We start from the raw sequence: 15056 nt of genomic DNA on the forward strand, positions 1-15056 counted from the left end.
CCTCCGTATGAGTCCGGGGAGCTCCATGCCCGACCGGCGCACACACCACACAGGGGACGACCTTGGCACGCAACAGGCGCAGACGCCCGACCGGCGCACGACGCGCGACCTTCGCAGCGATGGCTCTCATGCTGGGCGGAGGCGGCCTCGTGGCGGCCAACGTCTACGCCTCGGCGACCGAGAGCTGGGGCGACGGTTCCGGCACGAACGGAACCGGACACGTCCTGTCCGCGGGCATGACCACGATCGACTGCCCCGACGTCGGCAGCCGGCTCACCGCCGTACCGGACGCCGCCCGGTCCGACGTGGACCGCGAACTCGCCCTGCTGGACCGGCAGACGGCCGATGCCTACCGGCAGCTCCAGCAGTCGGGACAGGCCGGCGGACAGGACTCCGGCTCGGTCGACGACACGATCATGAGCCCGCTGAAGGAGCAGCGGGCCGCGGCGATCGGCCGGATCACCGACGCCATCGACCGGGCAGGGGAACGCCCGCAGGGCCTGGACGCCCTGGCCGCCTGCACCTTGCGCCCCGGCGGCGACGGCGCGGGCGGCGGCGTCCAGTCCTCCGCCACCCCGACGTCCGCCACCCCGACCTCGGGTGCCCAGCCGAGCGGCGCCGGCCAGGGCGGCAACGGACCCGTCGTCTCCGACTACGCGGACATCACCTCCGCACCGCCCGCCGCGTCGAACCCGCCGCAGCAGGCCGACGCCTCGCGCGGCAGCTTCACCTCCGACTGCGGAGTCAACGCGAACGGCCTGTTCAACTCCGACAACGTCATCGTCGCCCCCGGCGTCTCCAACGGCGCCCACCACTTCCACGACTACGTCGGCAACCAGGGCAACAACGCCTTCGCGAGCGACGACGACCTCGCGAAGGCCGGGACGAGCTGTGTCGACCAGGGCGACAAGTCCTCGTACTACTGGCCGGTGCTGCGCCTGCAGAACGGCACACAGGAGCGGGACGCCGGATCCCCGGGCGGCGGCACGGAGGGCAACGCGGGCCAGATCGTCAGGCCCAAGCAGGTCACGCTGACCTTCACCGGCAACCCGCTCGGCAAGGTCACCGCCATGCCCCGCCTGCTGCGCATCATCACCGGCGACGCCAAGGCCTTCGTCAACGGTCCCGGCAACGCCAACGCGTCCTGGAGCTGCACCGGTTACGAGGACCGGCAGCTGAAGGACAAGTACCCGCTGTGCCCGCCGGGCAGCGACGTGGTGCGCAGCTTCCGGTTCCAGAGCTGCTGGGACGGCCGCAACATCGACAGCGCCAACCACCGCACCCACGTGGCCTTCACCGCCCCCGACGGCTCCTGCCCGGCCGGCTTCCGCGCCATCCCGCAGCTGGTGGAGCGGATCGTCTACGACGTCAAGGCACCCAGCCTCCAGGACGGCGGCCGTACGGTCCCGCTCTTCGCGGTCGACTCCTTCCCCGAGCAGCTGCACAAGCCCGTCACCGACCACGGCGACTTCGTCAACGTCTTCGACGAGGACCTGATGCGCCAGATGGTCGACTGCATCAACTCCGGCCGCACCTGCGGCCCCGGCGGCGACGGCTCGGGTACGACGGCGTCACCCACGGCGAGTTCCGGCTCCGGTACGACGGCCGCCCCGGGCGGCGGTACGGCGCAACAGCCCGGCGCCACCGCCACCTCCACCGCCACCTCCGCGCCGGTGCCCTCGGCCGCACAGCCCAGCGAGGAACCGAGGACCGACGCGACGACCACACCGGCCCGCACCACCGCGCCGGGCCGCACCACCGCGCCGGCCCGCACGACCGCGCCGTCCAACACGACCGCACCGGCCCGCAGTGCCGGGCAGCACCGTACGGCCAAGGCGGACAGCTCCACCGAGCCGGCACGGCACACGCCCACGCCCTCGCTCACCCGCCCCGCGGCCACTCAGTCCGTTCCCGCTCAGTCCGCGCCCGCCGCCCAGGCCACGGCCGCCGGATACGCTCCGCCCACCCCCGCCCAGCCCCAACCCCAGGGCACGCAGGGGGCACTCGCGGAGACCGGCGCCCACCTGTGGCCCGCCGCAATCGGCATCCTGCTCGCGCTGTCGGGCCTGATCATGCTGCTCAGGGCCCGGCGCCTCCGGTACTGAGAGGATGCCGAGATGGAGGGCCTGAGCGCCCTGTCCGCACAGGGCGCTCAGGTCAACTCAAGCGTCTGTTTGGCGAGTTCGTAGGCGGGCCGCATCGCCTCGTGCTCCTCGGTGTCCATCCCGCCGAGGTGCAGGACGACCGGGCCATGGGGCGTGCTGACCGCGAGCGCGGTCTCGCTCTTGGTCTCGTCCAGGAGCTTGCTGGTGTAGAGGTACTCCACCTCCACGCCCTTCAGGCCGCCGCCGGTCCGGAAGGAGTGGTACTTCTCCTTGCTGACGTTGTCCTCCGCGGCGACGAACTCCCGCAGCACGCTGCCCGCGTCGGCCTTGCCCGCCTTGCCCGTCCACACGCGCAGGAAGCCGATGTGGCCCGCCGGCCTGGCGTCGATCTCGCAGGCCGCGGTGACCGGCCCCTGGCGCAGGAAGGCGTCGGCGAGCGCCCCGCTCACCTCGCCGTCGGAAACCTTCGACGCCTTCGACAGCTCCGCCTCGGCGTCGACCGTCTTGGCCTTCCAGTGCCTGGCGATGTCGAAGCGCACGGGCAGTTCGCAGTCCGAACCGGCCGCGCCGATCGACCCGCCGCTCGCCGTCGCCGTCCCCCCGGTCCCTTCGCTCCTGGCGTTCGGGGACGCGCCCGAGGTTTCCTTGCCGTCACCGTCCGCCGACTTCGCGCACCCGCCGAGCACCGCCGCGAGCACCACCGCCACGACCACCGCACCCCGCATGGACCCCACCCTGACCTGCACTTCCCGCTCCCCTCCTGTTCAGGGGCGCAACCATAACCGAGGGCACTGACAGCATCGAACACGTTCTCCCCGCAGTTCGGCCCGGCCCCGGGCCTCCCGTCCCCGGGTCAGCCGGTGACGAGCGGCTTGCCGTAGACCGTGGTGCTGAGCCGGACCGTCATGCCCAGGCGCTCGTACAGCGAGAGCGCACCCGTGCCGGAGTGCGTCCACAGGGTGCACGCCGGCCTGCCGAGGCGGTGGAAGGTGCGGAACGCCTCGCGCAGCAGCGTGCGGGCGATGCCCCGGTCGCGGTGGTCGCGCCGTACCGCGACCCGCTCGACGTAACCCTCGTCGTGGCCCGGAACGTCCAGCGACAGCACGGCCCCGACCAGTCGGCCGCCGGCGAAGGCGAGCGGTGACGCCGCGGGCAGGAACGTGGCGCGTTCGACGGTGTGCCGCGCCCATTCGGGGTAGCTCTTCCGCCGTGGCTGCCACTCGTCGAACGCGTCCTCGGTGAGCCGGTACGCCGCCTGTTCGTCACCAGGCCGGAACGGCCGTACGGTGATGCCCGCCGGTGGATCGGGCACCTCCGGTTCGTGCGGCAGCGCGATCTGCAGCAGCCACTCGGTGACCAGCCGGGAGTACCCGCCGGCCCGCAGGAGAGCGGCCGCGGCACCGTCGCCGTCGGGGACCGTCTGCGCGAGCCGGTCGCCACCCGCGCACCGGGCCCTGGTCTCGGTCCAGGCCAGCAGCGCGCCCCCGAGACCCCGGCCCCGGTGACCGGGGTGCACATGAACCCTGGCCCGCCGTCCCTTCACCCAGCCGTAGCCGGCCGGCGTGCCCGTGCCGTCGTGCACGAGCACCGTGTCGTCCTCCGGCCGCAGACCGGGCAGGGTGAGTTCGGCGGTGATGCGGTCGGCGCCGGTCACGGCACGGCCGTACACCTCGTGTTCGTACGCGGCGACCAGGCGGTGGATCGCGCCGACATCGGCGGTGGTCGCCGGCCGCCACCGATAGCCGGCCGGCAGCCGGTCCGGGCGGAAATCGGCCTCCAGCGCACCCGCTCCGGTCACGGCAGCCCCTCCCGTCCTCCCCGTGCACAGGCTCTACCCCGCCGGGCCGCCCGCCACGCCCGTCTGTTTGCGAGGCGCCGCGGGGGCACGGCAGGGTGCGGGGTGTGCCTACCTTGCTCATCGTCCATCACACCCCGTCGCCCAACTGCCAGGCGCTGTTCGAGGCCGTCGTCTCCGGCGCCACGACACCGGAGATCGAGGGCGTCCGCGTCGTCCGCCGCGCCGCCCTGTCCGCGACCGCCTCCGACGTCCTGGAGGCCGACGGCTACCTGCTCGGCACACCGGCGAACCTCGGATACATGTCCGGCGCCCTGAAACATTTCTTCGACCAGATCTACTACCCCTGCCTCGACGAGACCCGGGGCCGGCCGTTCGGCTACTACGTGCACGGCGGCAACGACGTCACCGGCGCCGTCCGTGCCATCGAGGCCATCACGACCGGCCTCGGCTGGCGCCGTGCGGCCGACGCGGTGACGGTCACCGGAGAGCCCGGCAAGGCCGACACGGAGGCGTGCTGGGAGCTGGGGGCCACGGTCGCGGCGGGGCTGATGCCCGGGGCGTGAACGCCGGGTGAGGAACCGTCCCGCGGGTGCCTACGGGCTTGGCCGGCGTCCGCTACCTGGACGGATGAAGGTGCGGGCCCGGTGTCCCTGGCCGACGATGGGACCGGGGTCGCGCCCTCCGGCGTGGCTGAACCCTGTCATGTGTCGTCGTACGTCGTCGAACGAGGGAGCGTCGGATGCGAGCGGACGGCCACGCACCCGGACGGCCCGTGCCGGACGGCCGGGACGCCAGCGAGCTGCTGCGCCGGTGCGCACGGGACGTGGTGGACGTCGCCGAGGGCATCCGCGCGGTGTCCGAGCGCACCAGCACCGCGCTGTTCGCGCCGCCCCTGACCGCCTCCGCGCGCCGCCGTCCCCGTACCGGCCTCGCCGCCCAGTGGGCGCTGCTGCGGGCCCTGACGAACAAGGAGGGCCTCGGCGGCTCGGCGATCGCCGCGCCGAAGGGCATGGGCCAGGTGCTCGGCGCTGCCGGTGCGGTGCTGGGCCGGGAGAGCCTGGCCGCGCTGGTAGCCGTCACCTCGCTGCGCCTGAGGATCGCCGCCGTCCTCGTCGACCACCCCGAGTTGGCGCGCGACCCGGGCCTGCGCCGGCTGACGCAGGCCGTCACCGCCGACCGCGACCTGGAGGCCGTACGGGCCCTGCGCGCGCTGTTCCGGGACCGGGGCGCCCAGCGTGCCCTGTCCGGGCTGACGCCGCTGATGGCAGAACTGCTCGCCATCCGCGCCCTGCTCGACGAGGGCCCGAAGCACGACGAGACCGGCCGGGTGCGCGCGGCCGGGCGCGAACCGTCCGCCGATCCGCTGCGCCGTCCGCCGCACGGAATCAGCGCCTCGCACCTCGCCTCCATGGACCGGGGGGCGGCCGAGGCCGTCGACCTCACCGACCAGGAGAAGCAGTTCATCGCCACCGAGGGTTCGTTCCTCGGATTCCTCCGCAACATCGAGGTGCTGTCCAGCGACGGGCGGATCCTCGTGCAGAACGTGCGTGGTCCCGACGGTGTCGTCCGCTACGTCGTCCAGGCGCCCGGCATCACGCCGGGCCGCCCGCGCAACCACTCCCTGCAGGACGTCGTCGGTGCCCGGCGGAACCCGTGCACGACCGACTCGCCCTACACCCGCTCGGTCCTGCGCGCCCTGGCGGACTACGGCATCCCGCGCGGGGCCGACCTCGCGCTGATCGGGCACGGGGAGGGCGGGACCGCGCTGCTGAACCTCTCCCAGGACGAGGAGTTCTGCCGCACCTACCGGGTCACGCACGTCGTCGCCGTCGGCTCCCCGGTCGGCGACGAGAAGCCCGCCGACCCGCGCACCTGGGTCGCCGTCGTCACCAACCAGCACGACGTCGTGGCCGTCCAGGACGGCCGGAGCGCGGCCTCCCTGTTCGACCCGCACCCGCACTGGTACCAGGCCGACTACGCCGGGCCCACCCACGAGTTCCCGCTGTGCCACATGCTCCGCGAGTACATCGAGCATCTGCGCACGGTGATCCCCGAGGCCCGCGAGGACATCGACGCGGCGCTCACGCCGTACCGCGGCCCTATCGTGCGCACCCAGGCCTACCAGCTCAAGGACCGCGCCCACCCGCCCGAGGGATACCCCTTCCTCACCCTGCCGACCACCTCGATCCCGACGACTGCCGGCCCGGTCGACGTACCGGTGCGCTACTACGACTCCGCCGCCGCCCATCTCTGCTTCCCAGTCTCCGCCGACGCGGCGCGCGGCCTGCTGCCCGGCGCCACCTGGCTGACCCCGAGCCGGCTGGGCCGACGGGCCCTCGCCGTCCTGTCGCTCTACGAGCACCGCTGCTCCACCATCGGCCCGTACACCGAGATCGCGCTGTCCGTGCTGGTCGACGACCTGTGGCGGCCGCGCCCGTACGACGTCGGCGCGGACCTGCTGCGCCGCGCAGACCTGCGCCGCAGCGGGCGTCACGTCCTCTCCCTCGCCGTCACCAGCGACGAGGCCCGCGTGGTCGCCCGGGAGATCTGGGGCCAGCCCGCGATGCGGACGACCGCCGAGGCCGACCTGACGGACCGGCAGATCGACGTGCGGTCCAGGGACCTCGGGCTCACCGTCGAAGGCCGGCTCGGGCCGGGCATGCGCTGCCCGGAGGCCGACTGGATCCTCTACGGCCGCAGGAAGGACAGCACCGTTCGCACCCTGGTCCGGGCACACGGCAGGCTGCGGCTGCACCGCGGCACCGGCGTGCGGCTGCGGCTGGACACCGCGGCGGCCGAACCCCTCGCCGGACATCTGCGCCGGCTCGGCATCGACCGGGCCCGGCCCCGGTTCGTCCTGAGCTGCCCCCAGTTCATGCTCCACCGCAGCGCCGGCGCCGTCATGCCGCGCTGAAGCCCCCTGCCCTCACCCCAGCCCAGTGGGAGCCGCCATGGTGACCGAGTCCCCCCGAGCGATCACGGCCTCGGCCGACGAACTCCTCGCGCACGCAGACACCCTGCGGGCCGACGCCGACCTTATGGACGGCTACGCCCGTCGGCTGCTCGCCACCGCGGCCACCCTGAGCGGCTGCCCGGCGGCACCCGACTGGAGCCGTCCCACTCTGGAGCGGCAGGCCGCCGCCTGCACCGCGGCGGCGGAGCAACTGCGCACCGCAGCCGAGGCATTGGCCACCCATACCGGAGCCGGGGACTGAGCCGTCCCGCACGGGCCGGAGGCCGGCCTGGGCCCCGACTCGGCATGCCGCCGCCCAGGAGTCCGCCGGGGCGCTCGGCGAGCGGCCGTACGAACAGGGTCACGGCGGCCTCCTCCGCGAAGCCGTCGCGGCGCATCGACTCGGCCGTGGCGGTGTTGCGCCGCCTCAGGGCTTGCGGGCCACGCCGGCATACACCGGCTGCCCTCCAATGACCCGCATCCCCGGCTCGGGATGCCAGCGCGTGGCCGGCACGACACCCGGATCGCACAGGTCCAGGCCCTCGAAGAACCGGCCGATCTCGGCGTGCGAGCGCGCCTGGACCTGGGTGCCACCGGAGCGGTAGACAGCCGTGATCCGCTCCCAGACCTCCGGGTCGAACTCGGTGCCGACGTGGGAGAGCGTCAGAAAGCTGCCGGACGGCAGGGGCTCCAGCAGGGTCCGGACGACACGACGGGGGTCCTGCTCGTCGGTGACGAACGGCAGCAGCGCGATCAGCGACAGGCCCACGGGCCGGCCTAGGTCCAGATGCTCCCGGGCGTACTCCACGATCCGCTCCGGCTCGCGGACATCGGCGTGCAGATAGGCGGTACGGCCCTCGGGCCTGCCCCGGAGCAGGGCTTCGGCGTGCCGCAGCACGATCGGGTCGTTGTCGACGTACACCACCCGGGCGCTCGGGGTGACCGCCTGGACGACCTGGTGCAGATTCGGCTCGGTGGGGATCCCGGTGCCCACGTCCAGGAACTGGTCCACGCCCCGCCGGGCGACGAAGCGGGCGGCCCGGTGCATGAACTCGCGGTTGGCCCAGGCCGTGTCCTTGACGCCCGGGAAGAGCTCCAGCACCCTGCCCGCGGCCTCGGCATCCACGACGTAGTGGTCCTTGCCGTCCAGGAACCAGTCGTACATCCGCGCCGAGTGCGGCTTGCCGGTGTCGATCCGATCCGGGCTGAATCCGGTGTCTGTCACGTCGGCTCTCCGTGATGGGGTGGGGGGTGGACGGGCGGTCGTCAGCGGCAGCGGGAGGCCGCCGCGCTGTCGTGGCGGTGCCAGACGGCCTCGACCACACGGCCGTCGGGCAGGGTGTGCCGGGGCGGCCCCTCGTCCGGTACGAAGCCGGCCCGGGCCAGGGCCCGCCGGCTCGCGGTGTTCCCGGGCTCCGCACCTGCCCGCACCGTGCTCATTCCGGCATGTCTGTGGGCGAGATCCGCGCCGGCGCGGAACAACTCCGCGCCCAGCCCCTGGCCACGGCAGGCCGGCGCCAGCCAGCCGCCCATCTCGCCCGTGCGGTGCTCCAGTTCGAGGGCGCCGGCATAGCCGAGGTCCGACCTGCGCACGCAGACGAGCAGCAGGGGATCGTCCGGGCCGGGTGCGTACGGCTGGGCCAGCTTCCGGGGCATCCGGCGGCCGTCGTCGCCGGCCGGCCGCCAGGCGAGCAGGGCCCTGCGGGTGCCGGGATCGGGCAGGACCAGGTCCGCCTGGGTGCCGAGCCAGCGCTGTGCCTCGGCATCGGCGCAGGCGGCGAGTGCCGCGGCCACGTCCAGCCGGGTCCGGGGCGTGAACAGCAACAGCCGCTCGGTGGCCAGGACATGCCGACCGGCCTCCGGCCCGCACCGACCGGGGACGGGCAGCCCGGCCGGGGCCGCCCGCCTCCGGCGGATCACCCACCAGACCATGCACACCCCCGACCCAACGGTCCGCGCGACTGACACGGGACGCGTACGGACGCCGAGCCCCGAGGGATGCGGACGACCCGCACCGGCGGCGAATGTACCGGGGTTCGGGGGTGGGTGGCGTGTGGGTGGGGGTGGTTTTGGGACGGGAGGGTGAGGTGGGAAGAGCGGTGGGGTGGCCGGGGTCAGTCGGACTGTTCCTGGGAGCCGGGCTTGGGGCGGGTGCGGGTCCAGGACGGGTCGGCGGACGGGGCCGGGGCGGGGGTGGCGATGTGCATGGGCATCCTTCGGACTGGTGGGGGATGGTCCGTGGGTGGTCGAGTGGGGGTGCGGCGGGCCTGGCGTCAGCCGTGGTCGGACGGCAGCTCGGCCCAGACGACTCGGGCGGCCCGGCCGGACACCGGCGTCACGTCCAGGACGGGTCGGCGGACGGGGCCGGGGCGGGGGTGGCGATGTGCATGGGCATCCTTCGGACTGGTGGGGGATGGTCCGTGGGTGGTCGAGTGGGGGTGCGGCGGGCCTGGCGTCAGCCGTGGTCGGACGGCAGCTCGGCCCAGACGACTCGGGCGGGCCGGTCGGACACCGGCGTCACGCCCCAGTCCCGGCTCAGCGTGTCGACCAGCAAGAGCCCGCGCCCGTGCTGGTCGTCGGGTCCGGGGCGGAGCGCGGCCGGCAGCGTGGGGCCGCCGTCCCGGTCCTCGACCTCGATCCGTATCCGGTCGGACGTACCGTGCAGCCAGCAGGTGATCCGCTCGCCGGCCGTGTGCACGAGGGCGTTCGTGACCAGCTCCGAGGTCACCAGGACCGCGTCGTCCCGGGGGCCGTCGGGGATGCCACAGGCGGTCAGCAGGTCCTGTACGACACGCCGGGCCGTGCCGACGGCCGCCGGCTGCGCGGGCAGGTCGAACGCGGCGGCGCGGCGGGGGAGCGGGTCCCCGGAGGCGAGCCGGTCGGGGCCGAGGGGCCCAGGGAGTCGACCGAGGCGCCCGCCTCCGGGTGGTCTCGGGACACCGGCCCCGATCGGCGGCCGGTACGCGTGCTTCAGGGGGCCCGGGACGGGGTGTGGGCCCGCCTCGGAGTCGTCCGTGGCCCGGTCCGGGACGTCCGCCGTGTCCGTGCGCCGGAGCGGTTCCTCAACGGCGTCCACCCGGCCGCCCCGCCGTTCCGCGCTCTCCGGCGCCGGGCGTGACTGGTCCGTGCCGTCCAGGATTCGGGTTGGCTGGTTTGCGCTGTCAAGCGATGGGTGCGGCTGGTCCGCATCCGACCCGCCCGCGTCGTTCGGCATCGGGTGTGGGCGGTCAGCAGTGGCGTCCGGGCGGTCCCCGGAACCGTTCTGGCGGGGTAACGCGGACAGGCGGGACGGGCCGGGACGCAGGGGTGCCTGGGCGGCGCTCCGGTTCTCGGGTCGGTGGTGGAGCGGTCGGGGGAGGGAGGGCGGAGCCATCGCCGTGCGCCTTTCGTCCGGCCTCGCATGGGGGGTTGCGGTATCAGGCCGACCGTGCGCAGCGGACGACACGGCTCCCGCGAGGCCGTGATGCGGCCCTGGTCTCCCCCAACCAGGCCGCGCCGCCTGCTCCTTCGGTCGGCCGGAGCAGTGAATCCACTCTCGCATCGCCCAACAACGGTCCGCAACCAGCAAGTTGAAATTTGCAAGTGGCGAAGTGCATGCTGCTCCGGCCAGAACGTGATCGAATGGGCCCGGGAGAGCGACCGTGTGCGACGGTGTCCCTTGACCTGGTGAGGGGGTGTGGGGCATGACCGCGGAGACCGACTGGGGCGGCGCCCCCTCCGTCCTGCGCATGATCCTCGGCCGGCAACTGGAGGAGCTGCGGACCCGGGCCGGCCTCAGCTACGCCGAGGCGGGCACCGCCATCGGCGTCAGCCACTCCACCATCCGCCGCATGGAGGCCGCCAAGGTGGCCCGGCTGCGCCTCGCGGACGCCGAGAAGCTGCTCCAGGTCTACGGCGTCGCCGACCGGGACGAGATCGACACCTTCCTGAAGTCCGTGCGCGAGGCCAACAAGCGCGGCTGGTGGCACACCTACCGCGATGTGATGCCCGACTGGTTCGCCGCCTATCTCAGCCTGGAACAGGCCGCGTTGCAGATCCGCGCGTACGAGAACCAGTTCGTGCACGGCCTGTTGCAGACCGAGGACTATGCCCGCGCCCTGATCGCCGCGGACAGTCCGCACGCCTCCGCCGAGGCCACCGAGCGCCGGGTCGCGCTGCGCATGCGCCGCCAGGAGCTGCTGGCCCGCGAGGCGCCGCCGCGGGTGTGGGTGGTGATGGACGAGACGGCGCTGCGCTGGCCGGTCGGCGGACCGGCGGTGATGCGGGCGCAGATCGATCACCTCGTCGAGATCAACCGGCTGCCCCACGTGACCCTGCAGCTCATGCCGTTCGCCAACGGACCGCACCCGGCGATGCGGGCGGGCGCCTACCATCTCTTCCGGTTCAGGGCCCGCGAACTGCCCGACATCGTGTACCTCAACGGCCTGGTCGGGGCCGTCTACCTCGACAAGGCCGACGACGTCGTGGTGTACCGGGAGGCGCTGGACCGGCTCGGCGCCCAGGCCGCGCCCGCCAGGAAGACCGAGGCCCTGCTCGCCGCGATCCGCAGGGAGTTGTGACGCACGCCCGCACCGCCCCCCCGTACGCGAGAACCTGACCCCTCGACCGAATGGAGACACGGCGTTGCCCGACAACGGATGGCCGGCCGACCGCATCGACACCGAGAACGCCCACTCCGCCCGCATCTACGACTACATCCTCGGCGGCAAGGACTACTACCCCGCCGACCAGGAGGCCGGTGACGCCATGTCCCGCGAGTGGCCCGCGCTCCCGGTCCACATGCGCGCCAACCGCGACTGGATGAACCGCGCCGTGCGCTGGCTCGCCCAGGAGGCGGGCATGCGCCAGTTCCTGGACATCGGCACCGGCATCCCCACCTCGCCCAACCTGCACGAGATCGCCCAGGCCGTGGCGCCCGAGTCCCGGGTCGTCTACGTCGACAACGACCCGATCGTCCTCACCCTCTCGCAGGGCCTGCTGGCCAGCGCGCCCGAGGGCCGTACCTCGTACATCGAGGCCGACTTCCGAGACCCGGCGGCCATCCTGGACGCCCCTGAGCTGCGCGAGACCCTGGACCTGGACAAGCCCGTCGCGCTCACCGTCATCGCCATCGTCCACTTCATGCTCGACGCGGACGACGCGGTCGGTGTCGTACGCCGGCTGCTGGAGCCGCTGCCCTCGGGCAGCCATCTGGCGATGTCCATCGGCACCGCCGAGTTCGCCCCCGCCGAGGTGGGCCGGGTCGCCCGTGAGTACGCGGCCCGCAACATGCCGATGCGGCTGCGCACGATCGATGAGGCCCATGAGTTCTTCGAGGGCCTTCAGCTGGTCGAGCCGGGCATCGTCCAGGTCCACAAGTGGCACCCCGACGGCACCGGAGAGCGGGACATCCGCGACGAGGACATCGCGATGTACGGCGCGGTCGCCCGCAAGCCCTGACACTCCGATTTCAGGCCTCGACAGACCAGGGGCCGGGGTCCGCACCCACCTCCCGGACCCCGGCCCCGCCACCCCTTTCGTACGGCGGGGCGGCGGTACGCCGGCCGGTATGACCGCCCGCGTCCATACCTTCGACGCCCGGGAGGGCGGTACCTTCCGGGTCTCCCTGAGCTACGACGACCCGTCCGCCACGGGCATCCCACGACGACATCCCCCGCGAGGACAACGAACTGGGCACCCGCATGGCCCTCGACAACCTCGCCCGGCTCGTCGAGGGACCGCACGCCCGCCGGCCGTCCGTGGCGGAATGACCGAAAGGACGCGGAAAGGCGACCGGAATTCGGCACAACCATCCGACTGCCTCATATTCCGGGTCCGGAGTGGGAAAAAGCCGAGAGAAAGCGGAACCGGTGCGAGGGAAATGAGGTCTTAAAGTCCGTCGACGGCCGGGATCAGTCCGGTCGTACCGAAACCGGGGGAATAAGACCTATGTCCGTCCGCAGTCGCAAGATCATAGTCACCGCCGTCGCCCTCACCGGCGGCCTCACGCTGGCCGCCGTGACCCCCGCCCTCGCGGGCACCGGCGCGAGCCGCACCACCCGTGCCGCAGCCGTGTCCTCCGCCCAGGGGGACCCGCGCAATGTCACCCAGCACGTGGCCGACTTCTACGGCGCCTACATCGACGCCGTCTGGTCCACAGACGACAAGTCCGCCGGTGACGCGGCCAAGGCGCTGCGGGCCTTCTACCTCTCCGCCGCCGCACAGAAGAAGGTCGCCGCCTTCGAGAAGAAGGAGCACGCCGACGGCATCCTCTTCGCGCAGAACGTGCCGGTGAAGTGGAAGGTGACCTACACCGGTTCCGGCGCCGGCCACGCCACCAGCCGGGTCACGCTCACCTGGAGCGACGGGCCGCACGCCGAGGTCAGCCGGATCGACGTGCAGTCCGACCTGAAGACCCTGAAGATCACCGACCTCAAGTCGGTCCGCTGACCGGGGGGGCGTGCGGTCCCGCCCCGCCCCCACTCGGGGCGGGGCCCACGCCTGCCGTGACGGCAAAGGCAGTTGAACCCGGCGGCCGTGCGTCCGCAGTGGCTGACCTGTGCGCCGTCCGGCACTGTACCGGGGCCGAGAGTCAGCGCCGGGCCCGCCTTTCGGCCCGCACGGCAACACGATCACCAACCGGCTCGCAAGGCTGTCACCCCGAAGGGCAACTCGCTCGCCGACGCCACCTGGCTGACGCTGTGGACGAAGAGCGGGGCCGATGTGCAGCAGTGGAGCGTGGACGGTTCTGAGCGCGCACGGCCTTCGAGCGTCCCCGGCCTTCCGGCAGGTGCCGCCCGCCCTCACCCGTGCCGGAAGCCGTTCGCGCCGGCGACCCGGCCGTGGTGGCGGCGTCGGTCGACCGTCGTGCGGTGCAGCGCGATGAGCGCGGCGTCGTCGTCCAGCCGGCCACCGGCATGGGCCAGCAGGTCGCGTCGCACATGGTGCATCAGCGCCTCAGGGGCGTCGTCGGTCCAGAGCGCGGCCCGCTCGGTGAGCGGATAGAACCGGCCGCGGGCGTCCCGGGCCTCCACCACGCCGTCGGTGTACAGGAGCAGGGTGTCACCGGGCTCGAAGGAGAAGACGTCCAGCGTGTGCTCGCTGTTGCAGCTGTGCACCCCGAGCGGAGGGGAGGGGTGCAGGCTCGGGACCGTGACGGCGTGGCCGGGGCTCAGCAGCAGCGGCGGCGGATGGCCGCAGCTGGTCATCCGGGTCACCGGATCCCGGTCCGGGATCTCCACCAGCAGCGCGGTGGCGAACCGCTCGCCCGCCTCCTCCGGCGGGTCCAGATCCGCCGCGTAACGGGTGACGCTCTGCTCCAGCAGATCGGCCAGTTCCTCGAGCGGGATGTGCCGGTGGGCGCTCTCCCGGAAGGCGCCGAGCAGCAGCGCGGCCTCGCCGATCGCGGGCAGCCCCTTGCCGCGCACGTCACCGATCAGGACCCGTACCGCGCCGTCGCACCGGGTCGCCGCGTACAGGTCGCCGCCGATCTGCGCCTCGTCCTCCGCCGCCAGATACAGCGAGGCGATCCGCAGCGGGCCGATCTGCTCGGGCAGCGGCCACATCAGTACGTGCTGTGCGGCCTCGGCGACCGTGCGGACCTGGGCCAGCTGGGCCTGCCGGCGCTCCCGCAGCGCGCTGTAGACCACCAGCGTCACCGTCAGCACCGCGAGGGTGATGATCTGCACGATGTGGTTCATGGTGCCGATCCCGCCGTGGGTGAAGCCGATCAGGGTCTGCGCGGCGAGTGCCAGCCCCCCGACGGCCGCCGTGGTCCGGGGCCCGGCGAAGGAAGGGGTGATCGCGGGCGCGATCACCAGCGCCGGGCCCAGGTGGACACTGGTGGGGGCCTGCATGTCCACCACCGTGATCACCACGATGAGGGCGACCGGGAGCAACAGCAGAGCGTGCACCGACTGCCACGGCTGCCGCGGGCCCGCTCTGAGCCAGGGGGTCATCCTTCCAGCGTGCTCCCGGGCCGCGGACGATGCACGCCCGTGCGGCCGCAGGCCGACGAGACGGCGTCCGGCGGGGCACGCTCACCGGCCTCGGCGTGCTGAGCACGCCGGCGGTCGCCGCGGTGCAGGGCGATCCGCGACCCCGCCACCCCGGCGCCGGCCGGGGCGGGCGAGCCGCCGTGAACCCGCCCGACCGTGCGCCGTGTCGGTGCGATCGCGCCGGGTACCCGTACGCCCCTGGGTCCGAACCGGCCGACCCGGGG

General features: G+C 73.3%; 13 protein-coding genes. 7 read left to right on the top strand and 6 right to left on the bottom strand.

Features of this window, described 5'->3' with window-relative positions; all coding sequences use genetic code 11:
* Positions 1 to 119 precede the first annotated feature (119 nt).
* Positions 120 to 2105: a DUF1996 domain-containing protein gene (locus ACFYOH_RS14995; protein ID WP_388625617.1), complete on the top strand. Its 1986-nt coding sequence runs from the start codon at positions 120 to 122 to the stop codon at positions 2103 to 2105.
* Between the two features lie 47 nt (positions 2106 to 2152).
* Here ACFYOH_RS14995 and ACFYOH_RS15000 read toward each other — a convergent pair whose 3' ends face one another.
* Entirely contained in the window at positions 2153 to 2830 is a 678-nt protein-coding gene (locus ACFYOH_RS15000) for a lipoprotein (protein WP_388625620.1), read from the bottom strand.
* Positions 2831 to 2958: 128 nt separating this feature from the next.
* A complete protein-coding gene (locus ACFYOH_RS15005) occupies positions 2959 to 3903 on the bottom strand; it encodes a GNAT family N-acetyltransferase (protein ID WP_388625623.1) in 945 nt (314 codons plus the stop codon).
* Between the two features lie 104 nt (positions 3904 to 4007).
* Between ACFYOH_RS15005 and ACFYOH_RS15010 the strand changes: the two genes are divergently transcribed.
* The 3 genes from ACFYOH_RS15010 to ACFYOH_RS15020 all read left to right on the top strand — a co-directional run bounded on the left by ACFYOH_RS15010 (position 4008) and on the right by ACFYOH_RS15020 (position 7118).
* Positions 4008 to 4466 carry a flavodoxin family protein gene (locus ACFYOH_RS15010; RefSeq protein WP_388625626.1) on the top strand — a complete coding sequence of 153 codons (459 nt, stop codon included), beginning with the start codon at positions 4008 to 4010 and terminating at the stop codon, positions 4464 to 4466.
* A gap of 176 nt (positions 4467 to 4642) precedes the next feature.
* The gene (locus ACFYOH_RS15015) at positions 4643 to 6817 is read left to right on the top strand and encodes an acetoacetate decarboxylase family protein (protein ID WP_388625628.1); all 2175 of its coding nucleotides are present in this window, start codon (positions 4643 to 4645) and stop codon (positions 6815 to 6817) included.
* Between the two features lie 37 nt (positions 6818 to 6854).
* Positions 6855 to 7118 (top strand): hypothetical protein, encoded by a 264-nt coding sequence (locus tag ACFYOH_RS15020; protein ID WP_388625631.1) that lies wholly within the window; start codon positions 6855 to 6857, stop codon positions 7116 to 7118.
* Between the two features lie 165 nt (positions 7119 to 7283).
* Here ACFYOH_RS15020 and ACFYOH_RS15025 read toward each other — a convergent pair whose 3' ends face one another.
* From ACFYOH_RS15025 to ACFYOH_RS15035, 3 genes are all read right to left on the bottom strand, one after another.
* The gene (locus ACFYOH_RS15025; RefSeq protein ID WP_388625634.1) at positions 7284 to 8081 is read right to left on the bottom strand and encodes an SAM-dependent methyltransferase; all 798 of its coding nucleotides are present in this window, start codon (positions 8079 to 8081) and stop codon (positions 7284 to 7286) included.
* 41 nt (positions 8082 to 8122) lie between these two features.
* Positions 8123 to 8776, bottom strand: a complete 654-nt coding sequence (locus ACFYOH_RS15030; RefSeq protein ID WP_388625637.1) for a GNAT family N-acetyltransferase — start codon at positions 8774 to 8776, stop codon at positions 8123 to 8125.
* A gap of 535 nt (positions 8777 to 9311) precedes the next feature.
* Positions 9312 to 9932, bottom strand: a complete 621-nt coding sequence (locus ACFYOH_RS15035) for an ATP-binding protein (protein ID WP_388625640.1) — start codon at positions 9930 to 9932, stop codon at positions 9312 to 9314.
* Between the two features lie 607 nt (positions 9933 to 10539).
* Here ACFYOH_RS15035 and ACFYOH_RS15040 point away from each other — a divergent pair.
* From ACFYOH_RS15040 to ACFYOH_RS15050, 3 genes are all read left to right on the top strand, one after another.
* Entirely contained in the window at positions 10540 to 11415 is an 876-nt protein-coding gene (locus tag ACFYOH_RS15040) for a helix-turn-helix domain-containing protein (protein WP_388625642.1), read from the top strand.
* Between the two features lie 64 nt (positions 11416 to 11479).
* Positions 11480 to 12295 (top strand): SAM-dependent methyltransferase, encoded by an 816-nt coding sequence (locus tag ACFYOH_RS15045; protein ID WP_388625645.1) that lies wholly within the window; start codon positions 11480 to 11482, stop codon positions 12293 to 12295.
* 489 nt (positions 12296 to 12784) lie between these two features.
* Positions 12785 to 13285 (top strand): hypothetical protein, encoded by a 501-nt coding sequence (locus tag ACFYOH_RS15050; RefSeq protein WP_388625648.1) that lies wholly within the window; start codon positions 12785 to 12787, stop codon positions 13283 to 13285.
* 353 nt (positions 13286 to 13638) lie between these two features.
* On the opposite strand, the gene ACFYOH_RS15055 is transcribed toward ACFYOH_RS15050, so the two are convergent.
* Positions 13639 to 14793 (bottom strand): PP2C family protein-serine/threonine phosphatase, encoded by a 1155-nt coding sequence (locus ACFYOH_RS15055; protein WP_388625650.1) that lies wholly within the window; start codon positions 14791 to 14793, stop codon positions 13639 to 13641.
* Positions 14794 to 15056 lie beyond the last annotated feature (263 nt).

It is taken from the genome of Streptomyces sp. NPDC007856 (assembly GCF_042868225.1).
Lineage (GTDB): Bacteria > Actinomycetota > Actinomycetes > Streptomycetales > Streptomycetaceae > Streptomyces.

Bases quoted from the DNA above. Each gene is read 5' to 3' on its own strand.
- ACFYOH_RS14995 (WP_388625617.1), top strand. From the start codon at position 120: ATGGCTCTCATGCTGGGCGGAGGCGGCCTCGTGGCGGCCAACGTCTAC.
- ACFYOH_RS15000 (WP_388625620.1), bottom strand. From the start codon at position 2,830: ATGCGGGGTGCGGTGGTCGTGGCGGTGGTGCTCGCGGCGGTGCTCGGC.
- ACFYOH_RS15015 (WP_388625628.1), top strand. From the start codon at position 4,643: ATGCGAGCGGACGGCCACGCACCCGGACGGCCCGTGCCGGACGGCCGG.
- ACFYOH_RS15020 (WP_388625631.1), top strand. From the start codon at position 6,855: ATGGTGACCGAGTCCCCCCGAGCGATCACGGCCTCGGCCGACGAACTC.
- ACFYOH_RS15040 (WP_388625642.1), top strand. From the start codon at position 10,540: ATGACCGCGGAGACCGACTGGGGCGGCGCCCCCTCCGTCCTGCGCATG.
- ACFYOH_RS15050 (WP_388625648.1), top strand. From the start codon at position 12,785: ATGTCCGTCCGCAGTCGCAAGATCATAGTCACCGCCGTCGCCCTCACC.
- ACFYOH_RS15055 (WP_388625650.1), bottom strand. From the start codon at position 14,793: ATGACCCCCTGGCTCAGAGCGGGCCCGCGGCAGCCGTGGCAGTCGGTG.